The 16245-nt window shown below is 57.1% G+C and carries 15 protein-coding genes; all 15 read right to left on the bottom strand.

Going from position 1 to position 16245, the window contains the following annotated elements; translation table 11 throughout:
* Positions 1–32 precede the first annotated feature (32 nt).
* The 15 genes from HY010_16475 to HY010_16405 all read right to left on the bottom strand — a co-directional run bounded on the left by HY010_16475 (position 33) and on the right by HY010_16405 (position 16189).
* The gene (locus HY010_16475; protein MBI3477329.1) at positions 33–470 is read right to left on the bottom strand and encodes a single-stranded DNA-binding protein; all 438 of its coding nucleotides are present in this window, start codon (positions 468–470) and stop codon (positions 33–35) included.
* 447 nt (positions 471–917) lie between these two features.
* The gene (locus HY010_16470) at positions 918–1628 is read right to left on the bottom strand and encodes a hypothetical protein (GenBank protein MBI3477328.1); all 711 of its coding nucleotides are present in this window, start codon (positions 1626–1628) and stop codon (positions 918–920) included.
* Between the two features lies 1 nt (position 1629).
* The gene (locus tag HY010_16465; protein MBI3477327.1) at positions 1630–2577 is read right to left on the bottom strand and encodes a hypothetical protein; all 948 of its coding nucleotides are present in this window, start codon (positions 2575–2577) and stop codon (positions 1630–1632) included.
* Positions 2578–2596: 19 nt separating this feature from the next.
* Complete coding sequence (locus tag HY010_16460; protein MBI3477326.1) at positions 2597–2968, bottom strand: hypothetical protein; 372 nt, start codon at positions 2966–2968, stop codon at positions 2597–2599.
* Positions 2969–3833: 865 nt separating this feature from the next.
* Positions 3834–4598, bottom strand: coding sequence for a hypothetical protein (locus HY010_16455; GenBank protein ID MBI3477325.1), 765 nt, complete (start codon positions 4596–4598; stop codon positions 3834–3836).
* A gap of 12 nt (positions 4599–4610) precedes the next feature.
* Positions 4611–5159 (bottom strand): hypothetical protein, encoded by a 549-nt coding sequence (locus HY010_16450; protein ID MBI3477324.1) that lies wholly within the window; start codon positions 5157–5159, stop codon positions 4611–4613.
* Positions 5125–5472 carry a hypothetical protein gene (locus HY010_16445; GenBank protein MBI3477323.1) on the bottom strand — a complete coding sequence of 116 codons (348 nt, stop codon included), beginning with the start codon at positions 5470–5472 and terminating at the stop codon, positions 5125–5127. Before HY010_16445 ends, HY010_16450 begins: the two co-directional genes overlap by 35 nt.
* A gap of 32 nt (positions 5473–5504) precedes the next feature.
* Complete coding sequence (locus HY010_16440) at positions 5505–6299, bottom strand: hypothetical protein (GenBank protein MBI3477322.1); 795 nt, start codon at positions 6297–6299, stop codon at positions 5505–5507.
* Positions 6300–6301: 2 nt separating this feature from the next.
* On the bottom strand, positions 6302–8104 hold the full coding sequence (locus tag HY010_16435) for a type IV secretory system conjugative DNA transfer family protein (protein ID MBI3477321.1): 1803 nt from the start codon (positions 8102–8104) through the stop codon (positions 6302–6304).
* Between the two features lie 226 nt (positions 8105–8330).
* The gene (locus HY010_16430; GenBank protein ID MBI3477320.1) at positions 8331–9152 is read right to left on the bottom strand and encodes a TrbG/VirB9 family P-type conjugative transfer protein; all 822 of its coding nucleotides are present in this window, start codon (positions 9150–9152) and stop codon (positions 8331–8333) included.
* 62 nt (positions 9153–9214) lie between these two features.
* A complete protein-coding gene (locus HY010_16425) occupies positions 9215–11983 on the bottom strand; it encodes a hypothetical protein (protein MBI3477319.1) in 2769 nt (922 codons plus the stop codon).
* A gap of 584 nt (positions 11984–12567) precedes the next feature.
* Positions 12568–13302 carry a hypothetical protein gene (locus HY010_16420; GenBank protein ID MBI3477318.1) on the bottom strand — a complete coding sequence of 245 codons (735 nt, stop codon included), beginning with the start codon at positions 13300–13302 and terminating at the stop codon, positions 12568–12570.
* Between the two features lie 181 nt (positions 13303–13483).
* On the bottom strand, positions 13484–14668 hold the full coding sequence (locus HY010_16415) for a hypothetical protein (protein ID MBI3477317.1): 1185 nt from the start codon (positions 14666–14668) through the stop codon (positions 13484–13486).
* A gap of 23 nt (positions 14669–14691) precedes the next feature.
* Positions 14692–15510, bottom strand: a complete 819-nt coding sequence (locus tag HY010_16410) for a hypothetical protein (GenBank protein MBI3477316.1) — start codon at positions 15508–15510, stop codon at positions 14692–14694.
* A gap of 10 nt (positions 15511–15520) precedes the next feature.
* Entirely contained in the window at positions 15521–16189 is a 669-nt protein-coding gene (locus tag HY010_16405; protein MBI3477315.1) for a hypothetical protein, read from the bottom strand.
* Positions 16190–16245 lie beyond the last annotated feature (56 nt).

Here is a 16245-nt window from a genome sequence, read left to right as displayed (position 1 = left end):
TTTCTGAACTGCCTGATTCTGGTACGTCCGTCTTAGAACGGGATATCTTCGTCCGTGATTTCGCCCGACGCGGCATGGTCGGGCTCACGCTGTTCGCCGGTGGTGGCCGGTTCCTGCTGCGAGTTACCGTTCTCTCGCAAGCCCAGTAGTACGAGGTCGCGAGCCACGATCTCCGTCCGATACTTCTTCTCGCCACTCCGCCGGTCCTCCCAGCTTGAGGTCTGAAGCTTTCCCTCGATATAGACTTTCGAGCCCTTGGACACATATTCGCCAACGATCTCGGCGAGCCTCTGCCAGGCGACAATGTTGTGCCACTCTGTCCTGTCCTGCCACTCACCGCCTTTGTTCTTGAAGCGTTCATTGGTGGCAAGGCTGAATTTCCCAACCGGGACACCACTCGGCGTGTACTTGACTTCGGGATCTGCGCCTACGTTTCCGACGAGGATTACCTTGTTTATGCTTTTCGGCATTTGTTTCTCCAATCGTGTAAGGGTTTCTGAGGATGTCCCGAGAAGGCATGGTCACTGGGAAGTGGGAGGGACAGGAGTACGCTCAACTTTCCTCTACCGATCCTGGCAAATTGGTCTTCAAGTCTGATTGAGGAAACGGACGGGCGACTGGTCTCGCTTTAGAGCGGGAGGATGAGTACTCCTTCTACGGTTCAGCAGAGAGGATCGCAGAGTCTGATTTCACGCCGGCGGAAGGGTGGAATGCTTCCACGCTGACTCGATGATTTCTCGGCATCTCCGGTCTAGCAGTCGGGCTAGGATCTCCGAATCATTTGCGGCGTCAACTGGATCACGAGACAGTGCCGAATGCAGAGAGGCTTTGAGCCAAAAAGATGCGGCGGGGTCCGCAAAAACCTCGTCGATTTCCGGCAGATCACTTGCTTCAAACGGTTCGTTCATCGCAACACGTCAGGCAGCACCGATATCAACACGCTCGTGAGTTGTTCGCTCTGCGGGCGGAGCGACATCATCTACGGCGTCCACGGCGATGGGCTTCGGTTCGAGGAGATGGCAGTGCCGGCAACCCGTACACGCAACCGCAGCTGTCAGTCGCGCCGCTGCGGTTTGAAGTTCGCGCGGCAACGTGACTGGCTCTCCGCTCCGGCTGTAGAAGACGGGGCAGACTCCGCCTCTGAAGGCTGCGTCTTTCCCCCAAAGCTCCATCTCCAGGCTCCCTCTACGTCCATGGAAGAGAATTGAACTCTCGAGCCGTGGCGTTTGCTGGTTTGTTGAATTTGCGAGGCTGTGCCGCGTGATGAGTAGGTCATACGTGCGTTCAATCCGAAGCATCTGTACGCGCACTAACACTGGGGCAACCACGATTGCGTGTACGCCGTTGACACCGATGCTGTCGATGCGCTGCAGCCAGGAGAGCGCGGCGCCTTGCTCATCTACAAAGCCCGAATAGGCTCCCAGTTCGGCCACGGCTCCGCCGGATTCGACTCCACGAAGGACGTACTTCTTCGCCAGGTGCTGGTGTTCAATCGAGATGGATGGCTGGCAGTAAATGCCAGCGCTGCGGAGATGGTTCAAGGTGACAACCGGGAGACGCAGTCCCTGTCGGGCCAAAAGCTCTCGGTGATCCACCTTATGACTTTGAGTTGTCGCCACATTCTTCATTTCACCCGGCCCTCCTGACTCGAATTGGTTGCCCTATTGCTGCGCGGATCATCTCTTTGGTGCATCCCGCCCAGCACTTGTACTTGCGCGGGTCGCAGACCGAAACCGCCAGATTGTCCCCGCCGAGATCTCGTCCCTGCTCAGCGCAGGACGGGCATCGTGCCCAATAATTGCCCGAACGTTTGCGCACCGGCCGAACGTGATCGAGAATCCGAAACTCCTGCCGCGTAGGATCGTAGGGAGGCAGCTCAACTTTAGGTCTGGGCCGGAATTCCTGCGGCATCTCCAGGCCATCAACGAAGGCCGCCATTTCCTCTTCCGTGATTTTCTTAAGCCGTTCCAGGTAATCCAACTGCGCCTCGAATTTGTAATCGGCCCCATAAAACCAATATCGTCTTTTAATCGCACGATGGATCCCAAGCGGCCCTCTGATCCCATTCCCGAATTCATGCGGTTCCAGTTCGTCCTGGCGGGGGAACACTTCGATGCCTTCCGCTAGGCCTGCGCCTCCTTTCACCGGGACTTTCAGCCGCCGGGCGAGGTTATGGATGTAAATTCGGCAATGCCGTGCCAGCAGTGGCTTTGCGGCAAAGATCCAAAGATGAGCGCCACGGCGCGACTTCTCAAGCGCAGCCTCTACCCCATCCTGGCTCAGTTCCCATTGCAACTTGAGTAGATCGTTCAGCGCGTTCTCATAGTCGGCGTCAATGGCGACCCACTTGGAGCGTTGCGTCTTCGGGTTGAGCGCATAGAGGCCCATCGTCAGCTGGCCATCGAGGTGCGAATGGATCGTCTCAAGCGACAACCGTCTTCCGTCCTTCGCGCGGTAGTAATAGTGTTTGCCATTCCTGTCCGGCTTTGGAGACTGTACGGTGTAGGCCAAGCGGTTGACGAACAATTTGAAATACCGTGCCGCCAGCCTCAGATTCGCCTGACCTGGTCTCTCCATGACTTCACCTCGCTCGCGCTCACGCTCTTGCTGCCTTATTGAAAGCCGGAAGCAGCGCAGGGTTCGCCGTCCACGACACCAGGTCGTATTCGGTCACCAGCTGTTCGAACTCTTCGACACTCAGGCTGTCGTCGTGCCCCTGGTCGAAGCACGCGAAATAGAAGATCTGCCGTTCACGGTCGTACAGATAGATCGCTCCAGACTGAGGACTGTTTGGGACTGCTTGCAGCAGTAAAACGCCCTTTGGCATTTGAACCCAGCGCGACGCTATTGCCTCGCCGATGCATAGGAATACTTTGATCGCGTGTTCGACACTGGCATCTTTGCGCAGGCCAATGTCCTCGGCTGCAAACAACGGGTGAAAACTAACTGGTCCTCTGCTTTGAAACATGATTTGCTCCTTGTCTATTGATTTCCGTTCTGCTTGCCCTAACAGATTGCTTAGCGCGCTGCTGCACTTCAGACGATTTGTTCTCGTCCAACTTCGCGATGGTCCTGTTAGAACGGTGACGTGCTGAGCGGGAATGCGCCCGCTTTCCATGTCGCTGGATCGCCGCTCCGGACAGCGCACACCAATGCGTCTGTGCAAGAACCGCCAAGATCGGACCTCCCCGACAGATTCGGAGATCAAGCCCACAAACCACGGCAAGCCATCCATCGAAGGGCCCCAGGCAAAGAATCAGCATTCCAGTCGTCGTAGTTGCTGCTTCGGTATCCACGCCAGGAATACCAATTGGCAATGGGCGGGGCCGCAAAGTGGATAGCATCTGGACATCAAAAAACACACATGTAGCTGATCTGGCGGACAACAAGAAGGTCGCCACCTCACGGAGATAGAGCGCAAGATTGCCGGTCAGATGGGGGTGGTGCTGTTCGGGTGAATGCGCGAATCGTATGTCAGGATAAAGCCAGAACTGCGGAAACGATCGAGATGCCGAGGGAGCACACTGATTGGGGGGAGCAAGATTCACAATCGCTTTCGCAATCAATGACAATTTGCTGCCAATCGGCAACTGAGCCCGGAGCCAGAGGGTAGATGTGGTGGCAGCACTGTAGGCAGGCTTCCAGAAGGTTGCACAGGGATCTTCTAGTAACGTGAAATATAGAGGGGAGTCAGAGCGCAACTGATTGGTCGGAGGCAAGTTACAGACCCCCCAAAAAGCTCAATTTCGCGGCGAGCGCGCTGCACGAACAGCCCACGGACAAGACGACGGTGAGGCAAAGCACACGCAATTGCGAGTTGTTCCTTTCTCGATTCATTGCAGTAACTCCCTGAACCTGACGCTCGCCGCATCGCGGGCGATCACGACCGGTGTGTCGAGGAGTTCTTTCGCGAAGTCTTTGGCGTTGGCAAACGCCAGAGACTTGTTGACGGAGCGCAGTTCCTCAAGAAGATGGAGCAAGACCTCGACTCCGGAAGTCAGGTAGAGGATGCATCCGATTTGACGCTCAGCTTGAAGCGCAGCCCGAACGCGGGCATACTCCTTAACGCTTTTCAGCGTGCGTTCATACTCCAGGGCGAATTGCGCTCTCTTGTCACCAACCCAGACATCGACAATAGCGTCGTAATCCTTCTCGTAAGGAGACCGAGAAATCGTATTGAACGATGCCACTTCGACCTCAGATTGCCATCCCGCAAGCAGGTTTGCCTGCGCCAACCCCAGCTGAATTCGATTCAGTTCAAGCGAATGGAACGCCTGTGAAACATGGGGAAGATGTCTAGTATTGGAACGCAACACTGTCGTGAATTCGCCGTGGTGTTCGAGTAGCGCAATCCCGCGCCGTCCGATGCGGTAGACAGCAGACCCCGCCCCGTACACCTCGTGGCACAGCTCCAATTGCCCGTACGTAACGAGCCGCTTCACGCGCCAGTTGAAACTGTTTCGTGAGCGGTCTACACCGCCGAACTTCATGAACTCAAACAACTGAGCATGGCTCACGAAGCGGGAATTGCGGACCTGGAGCAACAGCGGAATGTCGCGTTCCGCGTTGATGACCAAGCCGCCTTTGGCGTATCGCATAGGCCAGTACCTTCAGTACAGAGCGGCATCTTCGAGCAACTCCAGCGACGCCCCATACGGGAGATTTGAAGACACTCGAAGTTGCCAGAACCCGAGGGTGGTTCGGACCCAATCGAGCGGCTTCATGAGCAGCAATGCTTCCTGCTTGTCACGCAAATGGCTCACCGCGATTGGCCTCACTGATTGGGATCTCCAGCCGGTATCCTCAAAGTCGAAGCCGCCGAACCTGTCGTTCGAAACAACCAACAGGTAGTAATCTGGGCCCGATTGTGCGACTTTCTTGCGAAACAAGATGCGGCTTCCGCCGAGCGCAAAGATGAGGTCAGCGCATTCGAAGGTCTTGCCGAGTGCGCGGTTGGGAAACTGAGGATTGAAGTCTCCCGCGCCGTTAAAGCGGATCAGACCGGGAACCATCCAGTGCCGCCGGATCTTCGAGCCGCAGCGCACACCTGCAGAGTTAAAGTAGGCGGCGTGCCGGGTGAAGCGGTAGCGATCCAGGGGATCGCGGCCGAAACGCGCCCACCAGTTACTGCCGAATCCCAGGATCTTGACCAACATCATTGAGGTACTCCATCAGTGCACGGTTGATGCCCTTCAGAGCGCGAATCCGTTCAACGATTGCAAGAGTGGAAAGCCGTCCAATTTGCTCCATGACCTCGAGCGGAACGTCTATCTTCTGCTGGGAGACGTACTGGCAAAGATCGGCAAATCGGGTGCTTTCCTGGGCCAACTCTTTTTGGTCCGGAGGCAAGGGCTTAAGCCTCCGTTCGTACTCGTTACGGTCTTCGATTGGCCCCAACTCGCCGCCCGGCTCGAACTTGTCGAGAGGGCCTCCTGTTGTGTTCGACTGGCCCTTCTTTTCGTCGTTCGACATCGTTCTCGGACTCCTTATATTTGTCTGCCGCCCTACTCGCCTTTGAGGACTCGGTTCTTTTGTTCCTCTGCCTGCGCCCGCTGGCCGGCCTCGTTCACCTGGCGTCGCAGCAATTTGGCTTCGTCCCGCGAGCGGCCAAGCTGCTGTTCGAGTGAATTGACTTTCATAACCAGGTCAACCTCCGGTTTGAAGAGTCCTATCTGATTGCCGGATTGCGCCGCTGGTGCTGCGCTTACCGTGCTCGCAGCAGTCGGCTTGACAGCGGTATCCTTTGCTGGCGATGCGGGCAAAGGCGGTGTGCTTGCTGCGCGGCTTCGCGGCGCCGGTACTCGGGGATGATCCAGCATGTCCGCAGGTAGCGCTTGGGCACGGAGCGCCGACTCTCTCAGCAAAGTCAAGGCCTCCATGAGACCGCAATTTCTCTGCGTGGCCTCATCGACTTGTCCATTCGCGAGTGACAGGGAATGCTTGTATTGCGCAAGCATTTCCGCCGCGCTCCACTCCCGGCTGCGTTGCGCCCTGTGCTGATAGATAATGATGATGAACAGGCACCCGAGCAGACCGAGAGACACGATGTTGGACCAGAAGTACGCACTCTCAATCGTCTTTTGGAGCACCACCCTACGGCCATCATCGAGATGTTGCCCGTAGTCTGTGTCGCAAGGATTGATCCGATTCAGGGTGGAATCGACGAAGCCGTCCTTTTGCTTGGAAGAGCGCTGTTGCGTCAAAGGGTCGTAGCTCGGCCTGTTACCCTGGGCGCTCGACAGGGGCGACAAAAGAGCCAGGAAGAGGCCAGCAACGGCAATCCGAAGTGTACGGTTCACATTCATGCTAAGCGGCTGAAGCGCGCGGCCAGACGGCCGTTGCGTCGGATGAGTTCTGGGTCTTTGAAGCGGAGGTTTGCGCCTTCGGCATGGGACACGGCGTGCAGCCTGGGGTAAATCCTCGGATCAAGTCCGGGGAACTTGTACTGCCGGGGCACGCGCACATGGAGATGGGAATGGAGAGTTCCCAGGCGGTTATCGGTCATCAGGATTTCCATCTGCCCAACGGGCAAGTTCTTGATGTGTTCGTCCTCCGCCCTGGTTTCCTTGATGTCGGTTTCGCTGCCAAATCCGATAGGCTCGTACCGGTCTTCGAATACTCCCTTGCGCTGAACGGTCAGGGTGCGCCGCGTCTGGCGTACGCGCGCCGATGCTTTGAGGAAATACTGGGCGGTCTCCTCGTCTTTCGTGCGCAGCAACATGTTCGTGTTTGGGGCTGAGGAGACATCGTCTTTGAAACCTCGGCCCACTGTTAAGAGCTGTGGAAGCGCCTGCAGGGCGAAAAGGAAAGCGGTATTGGTGCCGCGCGCCGTCTGCAAAATCTGGGCGAAGTTCGAATAGGCAAACGGGGCGAACTCGTCGAGAATGACGCTGACCATTGGCCGATTTTCCCGTCGGCGTTCCCGCTCGTTTTCGTAGCGCTTTCCGATCATCAATTGCATGTTCTGCAGCAGCATTCGGCCCAGGGCCGTGACCGCCTTCGAGTTCTTGTTGGTATTCAGCGAGACGAACAGGATCAGTTCCTGGTCGATGACCTCGTCGAGCGAGAGCAGTTCGTCGTATGCCCCGGTGATGATCGAGAGGTCATCTTCCAGAAAGGTCATTAGCTCGTTGAGCAGTCCCTGGATCTTAGGCACGCGGTCGCGGTCTTCGAACGACTGCCGCAAGTTCCTGACCGACATTTCAAAGTTCAAACGGCGCTGGTTGCTGGCGCCCGCTTGCGCTTGTAGACAGGCGCGAGCGATCGCAATTTGCTCGCGCAACACCTGCTGGTCGAGCGCCAGCACCAACACGTCGTGGATGTTGAAGCGTTTGCCGGTGTACGCCAGCACGCGGACGAGGTCGCTCAAATAGGTCGCCTGATGGCCGTGGAAGAAGTCTTCCTTCAGGTCGAACGATTCAAAGACAAAGTTCGCGTGTTCCTGATACAGACCCTGCTCGCTGAAGAAGGGGTTGTAGCGTACCGAGATGTCGGGCTGGGAAGGATTCAGCACTCTGAACTGATGCATCCGGCCGGCTGTCTCTATGGCTGGAAGAAGATCGGAAAGAAACTCCTGATCTCCCTTACCGTCGAAGATCAGCATGGGAATCCGATGCCGGTCTTCGGGGGGACCGACGAGACGGAAAAGGTCTTGTGTGATGATGTTTTTTAGGAGGGTGGTCTTACCCGAACCAGTGGCCCCGAACACGACCGACTGCATCACGCGCGTCGCATCGGGCCAGAGCCAGGGCTTGCCATGCACGTCATAGCCGAGCACGATCGCGTTCTGTTCATTTGCGTCTTCGACGGCTTTCCGGTCTTTGGCCTGGCTTATGAATAAAGGAGGGTGAGGCCAATTGAGTTCGCGGCGCTTGCGCAAAGTGAACACGTACCAAGCGACCGTGATCGCGGCAACCAAAGCGTAGAGCAGATAAAGGGAGATCTCAACCAATTGCGCGGTGCGCAGGTGAAAGCGATGCACCAGGATATAAAAGCCGGCGGCAAGTACGATGATTGCAACGAAGGCCAGGATAGCGCCAACGCTTTCTTCGCGGTCCTGATGATAGACACGGCGGCCCAGGCGATAGTCGTTTTCTGAAGTCACAAGCCACCAAAACTGAAGAACAGAAATGTGCCGGTCGCAAGCACAAGGATTACCGCCAGTAAAAGGAGAATCGGGTTTAGGCGTAAGCGTCCATTTTCATCTCGCGGCCTGAGCGGGTCTTCAATCTGCCGCAGCAGACTCGCAAAGAGACGCGCCTCCGGGTCGTACGCGTGAAACTCCATGAGCCGTTCGCGCATTCGACGAATTTGTGCGTTTTCCTTCATGGTTAAAGTACGAACGTGGCCTTCACGCCGCCCTCAAACACCAGATGCACGATTGCCGGCGAGTTCAGATCCTGCCGTATGGCAACCACTCCCTGAGTTGCCTCGCCTGGTGCCAGATCTTCGGCAGCGCTTTCCGCATGAGCAATGGGAAGAGAAACATTTTGGGCGCTGACAAGTTTTCCCAATAAGCGCGGGTCTAGCTGCTTGTGTGCAAGGCTCGACAAGGAAATGGACGAATGGTTCCCTTGCACCTGGTATGCGCTCGGGGCAGCGACGTGGTAGGAGCTCTTGCTGTTGTTCTCGATCGTGTAGTGGATATAAACACTGCTCCTGGTTCGGAACACTTGCTCTACGCGGACGCCTACTTGGTTCTTTGGGGGCCGCGTGTTGACCGAGGTGATCTCAACGGTCCCCAAGAAAGCGCGGGTCAGCATCAGGTCCGCGAGTTGGTCTGTGGATGGACTCACAACCAGATGAACCGCTGGCGTGGGCACCGCATTATCAATCGCAAAATTCATGTTCTTCACCTCCTGGGTCGTCTCAAGTTCGTAGGCAAATCGTCTCGAAGCCGTCCAGACGAACAGGTCAGTGGAGGCACCTGACTTCATCGGCTTGACGAAAACTTTGTTCTCCTGACGCTCGATCTGGAAGTCAGAGCTACCCGCCGCGGCCATCGTGACCGGCTCGTGAAATTCCAAGATGGTCAAGTGATTGAGAGCGGTGGCCACGTGGACGACGCTCGAAGCGGGTGGGTCCGTCTGTTGGGGGAAGGCCGCGCCTGCGCAGGCGCTACATATAAGGATGAGCGACAAGAATCGTTTCATAGTTCCTTTCTTGGGCCCTGAGCGGAATCCTGTGAGAATTCCGCTCAAAGCGGTTGCTTCCCTTACATAACCCAGGGCGCGTCGTCCACTTCCCCATCGGGAACAATGGGTGGAAACTCCACGGCCTCATCGGGGACCGCGGCTTGCGCCGTGTTCTCCGACTCTTCGTGAAGTTCGGTCGATGTGCTCTCGGCCTGTTCGGGCGTGTCGTCGAGGAAGATCTTCCCTTCCTTGTACTTGAACAGGAAGGTGTGTTTCTGTCCTCCGTCCTTGAGTGGATCAACCAGGAAGGCACGGCCTGATGGATCGATACGGACGAATCCCTCGTAAAGCCTTGGTACGTTCACGCGGACCATCCTGCCTCCGGTGCGCTCCGCCAGCTTCACGATCATCTCCTGCGGAAAAGCAAGAAAGAGAATCGAGCCGCTCGAGCGCTGGCCGTTACACACAATACGGTTCAGCGCCTGCAGCCAGCCCATACGGTTCTCCAACTTGTTCTGGGCCCAGATACGGATAAAGGCCAGAACGGCCCGCATCTCGTATTTGCCCCGCTCCTCGTCGCAGTGACAAGTGGCGTAGGCCTGGGTCTTTGCGAACAGCTTCTGTCTCCGCAGTTCCTTGTCGGGACTCTGCCGAACTTCGTCCCACTCGGCTTTGGCCTTCTCCAGTTGCTTTTTGAGTTGTTCGCGTCTTTCGGCAATCTCGCCGATCTTCGCGGCATAGACCCGATTGACGAACCGGCAAGCCTCGAGCATCTCGCGGGTGACCTGTTCGCCCACCACGAGCGCCTTGAATGCCTCAATCGGGGCCTTGTTGATCAGCAAGTCTTCGATCTGCTTGCGAACATGGTTGTAGAGATGGCCGATGCGGTCGGTCCTCTCCGTTTCAAGATGCAGCGGGAGATCAGAAACCCGGCGTTCGTTCTTGTAACGAAGCCAAGCCGCCTGACCGACCTGCTGGCGTATTTCGGCGACCAACTTGAGGTCGGGCTGGACCTGCCACTTGAGGCTGTCGAGTGCGTTCTGAAGCTCTTTGGCTAGCTGCGCCGCAAGCTCTTCACGACCCGCTGCCCGGCACGAGGTCATCAGGTCGGTGATCGAGCCGATGTGATTACCTCTTGCCTTCATGGCTACATGTTCCAAATTAAACCAGGGGTCGCGGGCCTTGGCGGCCTTATTCTTCCCCTGTTGCTGCCCGACACCCCTTGAGAATCGGTCTTTTACGAAGCGCGGAAACCGGTCCTCTTCGACCACGCAGACCCAGTCGAAGTCATAGTCGCCACCGTTTTTCTTCGCCGTTTGGGAGTGGAGCACATAGGTGCCCTCCAACCGTAGTTGCCGCGCAACCAAGTCCTGCGCTTCCGACTCGGTAAGCGTGCAATTTTGGCGGCGAAGGTCCTTGTTGAGCTGCGCGATGATCTCCTCCTCGGATAGATTTCCGAAGGGGAGCAGGTCGTCCACCATGCGTATTGGATAGCGAACGCACAGGCCGCACCTGGAGGCCAACTGCACAATGGCTTTGTGCTCGGGAATCCAATCAGAACCCGAAAACACTTTGCCATCTCTCAAGAAGAGATAGCCGTCGTGCATGAGAGCAAACCCCGGCAGACGAAAGCCTCCTCCTGTCGCAGTCTTGAACGCCCATCGCGCAAGCAGTTTGTTGAGCTGATTGTTGACGTAAGGATGACGGACGATTTCGCCGCTGGCGTCAGCCAGGAGCAGTCCCTCGACGACCCTGAATTCTTCGTTGGGATCCAGCTCCAACGCATCCGAACCCTTGTCCGGATGCCGGCCTAGAAGTTCCAGCAACTCTTCGTAGCGGCCCTCGCCCACAGCCTCACTCAGCTTGGCCACTTGTTTCATGGCCTGGGGTAAAATTTCCAGCTGAATTGAGTCTTCAGGAGCATGTTCTACCAGCGTGTAACTTGACTCAAACTCGAGCTGGCGGGAAACTTCGCGGATACCAACTCCTACGTTGCCCGCGAATCTTCTGCCCGGCCCGAAGAGCGAGTACATCACCGCCGGTATCTTCAGTCCTGGTTTGACCGCGCTCTCCGGCAAGATAAAGTCCGCTTCCAGCGCGTCGGCAACATCATCCTCCATGATTTTGAATGAGCCTTTCGCCTGGGTACCGGCAAAGGCCATACGAAACTGGTAGAAGCGGTTCGAGGACAAGACCTTCGCGGCCGTTTCCCGTTCCGCTTGTTCGACGACCGATAGCCTTTCTTGCGCGTCCAAGTCAAGGTCCTCCTCTCGAACGTTTCCATAACGTTCCCTGAGAAGCCGCCTAACCTGGTGAGCCACGAGTTCCGCGGCGTGTTTTGTTTGCAGCAGCTGGAACTTGGATTTCGCGATCCAACTCCCGCAATCGTTTGTTCCGAGCGCACCGTCCGGCACTACCAGCACGCGAGCATCAGGGGCCTCCATCATTACCTTGCAGGGTGAGACGAGGATCCCGAGATATACAATCGCCGCCTGTGGAGAATGTTGGAACCGCTCGGCGATGTCACGGCTGTGCTCCTGGTCCACAAAGTAGAATTTGCCCTTCTTTGCGGAACCGCTCGCACCCACTAATTTGTAGTGGACGTCGTTCCAGATGAGCCTTGCCAGGGCGTTCTCGACCTGCGACTCCTCAAAATCATCGAGAGGTTCGGTCGGGACATTGACGCTGGCAACCTTAATTCCGGGATAGAGCACGCCGAGGAGCGTGTTCTCGAGGGGCTCAAGATCGTGCAGCCGCGGCGCAATTCTGCCGTTGCGGTCGATCTCAAGGTTCTGGATTCGGTCGGCCGGGATTCTGTATTGGTTCGTCGATGTAGTATTCTTCGTCATTTTTTATTCTCCTTATCTGTTCTTCTTTCCGGGGGATTAACCCAGGAAAGAGTTAAGGAGTTTGCGTGACCGCAAGCTTCTCCTCGCTCTCGCCTGGCTGCTCCCCGTTTTGGGTTCGCTCGGCCAGGCCCTAAAGTTAAGAGATGCCCGGTCAGCACATATCCCCACATAAAGCTGCGGGGCGCTCAAAGGACCAAATCATCTGTGTGGTCATCTGAGAACTTTTCGTGCTGATGTCTTCAAACTAGAAAACTAGCTGCGTGCAACAGCCTGCCTCACGATCACAGGGCTGCCGCCTCCATTTACCTCCGTCGACGCTTTGCATACGGTTAACGCATAGAACGGCTGGCTACTCTTAAAAGCCTCGATTAGCGCTTCACCCTCGCTGGACATCTCCCGTCCCAACTCCGGTTTGTCTGGAGTCGATCCAGGTTTTGGCAAGAAATAACGAACGTGATCATCATCAGTGCTCAGCCTTCTGCGCCTTGTTTTCGCCACGCCAGCTACCGCCGAGGGTGGCGCCGTGCCAGTTGCTGATCTGGTTTCCATCTGCCGCTCCTTTGCCCAACGGTCATGCTCAAGAGTCACTGCACGCTGTTGAGTCCGGTCTGCTGCAAAACCCAGTCGCGCTTTTCTCCCTCAATCGCCCGCTCCCAGAACTCGCCGACCAGCAGGCCGCTTGGGTTCTGCTCAGACCTTTTCTCCACGACCAGCCGAATATGAAATTCGCTTACTACCTTGTCGACGGTTTCGTTGTGCTCGTGAACATGGTGAATCTCTTTCACTCCGAAAGCCGCAAAGGTAAGCGGATCCTCTTTTGCAGCTTCGAGGGAGCGCAACTGAAATTCCGAGCTGGCCTGATCGTCCTGGATCTTTCCAATCATGTTTTCCTTCTGCATCCCGGCATAGGCCGTCCGGCGCAGGTTGGCGGTCATCATGTTGAGGCTTTCGGCCCAGTTGCGGCTTACATTCGAGGCCGCGAAGTTTAGGTAGCGTTCAAGAAACAGGCGCACGAAGGCACGCTTCTCGAACTCCGTTGGTTCCGACCCGGCTCCTTGTGTGACCGACAGTTGTGGTTTTGCCTTGCCCACCACGACAGCTCGGCCGTCCTCATCCACGCGAATGATCGTGGGCGGCTGCAAGCGAACGTAGACCGCAAAGCCCAGCGCCAGCATGGTCGCAGGCACGCACAGAAATGCCAGCATCATGGCGCGATTGGCATACGCCCGCAAAGCTCCGTCATGCTCGTAGTACTGGCTGTAACGAAGCTTCTCCGGTGTGTCCATGTCCTTTTTGTTTTTGCTCTTTTTCAACCACATGATCGTTGCTCCCCAATGGTGCCGCTCTCAATAGTTGTTTGCTAGCGTCGTCCGAACAATCGTCCGAAGAACTTCCCGATATAAAAGAAGATCAGCGTCGTGATGCTGTACGGCCGAAACTTGCTTCCTTCCGGCTCCCAGATCGGCGGTCGTTGCCACATCGAAGCCTCCTGTCCGTGTGCTAGTTGTTGTCAGCATTTGTTCTCCCCGCGGCTTTTCCCAGCGCTCGCGCCACGTTGTAGGTGATGGCTTGGGTCACTGAGTGCGGGCGATAGCCAAAGCCCGCCCCGGCCGCGGGAGCGGCAGAGCGACTGCCGTTGCCGGAGTTCCCGATGCCGTTTGTGCTGGGGGAAGAGGCTACCGGGCTTGTGCCGCTGTTCATCACGCTTGTCATTCCCGAGCGCAGAAACCCCGCCATGGAAGATACCGGCGACGGGGGCGGCATTGAAGAGGCTAGAGTGACAGACGTGGACGTGCCGCCCGCGCCGGCTGCCGCCGAACTCGAAGTGCCTCCCGCCCCTGCGCCGACTCCGGCAGAAAATCCACTCACTCCAGCCAGAGCCGCGCCGGCGGCGACCGCCCCTGCGCGCACCAAGGTGAATGCAGTCGATCCCACATCGCCGGAAATAATCCGCTTGGCAATGAAAGGAACCAGGGCAACCGAGAGTGCGTAGAAGATGCTCACTAGGCCAAGTATGAGCGAGTCCGGTGCGCCCTTCAGGAAACCCAGGAACCCGTTGCCCAGCACATCGTTGACTTGATTGAAGTGGATTGCGGTGATCAGTGCGCCGAAGACTGCATACAGAATGCCCCATGCGTTCCAGACCATGACGTTGATGGCATAGGTCTTCCCCAGTTGGCCAATGCCGGATACTGGAATGAGCGCCAGCACCAAGGGCCCGAGGACGTATAGCAACGAGCCAAACAACACGTAGAAGAAGCAGAACACGATGATGGCTAGCGCATACAGCACATAGGCAACAAGCAGCAGGAGCACTGTGATCGTGCCTGCGGCATCGCCGTTGATCAGGTCCCAAAACGTCAAGCCCGGGTTGTTCGTGGCTTGTTGCTGGAGTTGGGTCATCCAGTTGAGGAACATGTCGCTCGCGCCCGAGCTTGACCCGATGAAATTGGCGACCGCATTAAACGACCCGTTCACATCCCGGAAGACCGACGCCCAGTTGGCAATGATCATGGCAACCACCAGATACTTGATCGCTGTGACCGCGAGCGCCTGGAGGTCTCCGCCGCGCAATGCCGCCTGGTAAAGGCCGATGAGGAAACCAACCAACAGGATCGCAAACGCGATGTTGGTTACGGTGGGGATGATGCTCGTGGCATCGATGCCTCCTATAGCCGTATTCATGAGCTGTTGAAAATAAAACACGGCTAATGCGCTCCCTGCTGAAGCACCTGACTCCCACTGTTGTGCAGCGTGGAGGTATGAGCAGTACTGAATTTAAGCTGCGCCCCTTGATTGGCAAGCTCGATCGAGCGGACGCGCACCAATTCCGCCATGGCCGACTGCGTGTACGCGTTGGCACGCACCAGCCACGCGGATGTCTGGGCCTCCAGAATCGCTGCACTCCCCGGTGCTGCCGTCTGCAATTGCTGGTTGATTTGTTCCGCGGCTTGCAGCTCAAGATCGGCCAACGCGTCGATCTCAACCGACTTTTTCATGGCGGCCTGGGCCTCGGCATCCGTCATGTCCACCAGGTCACGGACCGGTTGCGAGGCGTCCGTTGCCGGCATCACCGAGCCGTACAGCGCGGCATAGTTGGTGGTGACCTCGGGCACCGCGCCGGGATTGCGCGACAGCAGGCTCTTTTCCAGTTGTTGCGACGTAGGCAGCGTGGCGCTCGATACTGGGAGTTGGAAGACCTGGCGCATCTGAATGAATTGCGCCTGCGCCTGTGTCGCCAAGCCTCTCGCCTGGTTGATAGCCGTCACCGGAAACACGACTTGCTGCTCAAAGTTGGCGGATTGCTGTTCGAGCTGCTGGATCGCGCTCAGGGGTTTTGCGACCACGCCGCTCAGCAGGTTCGAAATGCTGCTCAGCCCCACCGAGATAATGGCGCAGCAGGGGTCGAGCCCTAGCTGGCTGCGTGCCTTGCTGGGAAGAATCATGACCACAACGGCAAGCGCGAGCGCAAAGGCCAGCGCGTTGCCGATAAACTTTGCAGCACGAGTGAATGACTTGCGTATCATTTCTCTACTCCTATGGGTGCGAAAGCACCTGCTGTATTTGGTTCTGCAGACTGCGTGTCGACGCCGCGCTCTGTTTCAGCAGAGTGTTCTGGTGCGCGAGCTTTGCGGCTTCCTGCCGCAGCTCCGCCGCAAGCATCTTGGCCATGTAAGCCTGGGTCTCAAGGTCTGCTACCTGCGCTTGCGCCGAGAGCATCGGACCTGATCCTGGCGCAGCCGCCGCGCTCTGCTGTTCGAGCTGATCGGCAAGAGCCAGCATTCCCTGGGTCGTCTGGTCCGACAGGACCGTAGTCTTGAGCGAATCCATGGCCAGTGCATCGTCCATGTCCATCATGTTGCGATGCACTGGCCGGGCATCGGTTGGGGGAGGGACTGTCGCGTAGACCTTGGTGTACATCTGCGTAAGTTGGGCAATCGACCCCGCCTGGCCGTTCCGGAATACCGATTCCAACTGCGATGGATTGGCGAGCGTCGCACTGTTGTTCTTGATGGTCTGGATTTGGGACATCAAACCGCGGTATCGCGCAATGGTCGAGGTCACCGACGCCTTAGCCTGATTGATCGCCGCGACCGGCCAGATGGTCTGCTGCCGGAAGTTGTTGATGGCTGAATTCAGAGTCTGAATCCCGCTGAGCGATCCTCCGATCGCGTTTTGGAGTGTGCTGGTAATGGTTTGGATCAACGTCAGTATGTCCGCGATCCCGGCCGCCCTCGCTGTTGTCGGCAACAAGCAGAACG

The organism is Acidobacteriota bacterium, from assembly GCA_016196065.1.
Classification (GTDB): Bacteria; Acidobacteriota; Terriglobia; order Terriglobales; family Acidobacteriaceae; genus Acidiflorens.
Note: the sequence above shows the minus strand (reverse complement) of the source record. Positions and strands in the feature narration are given on the sequence as shown.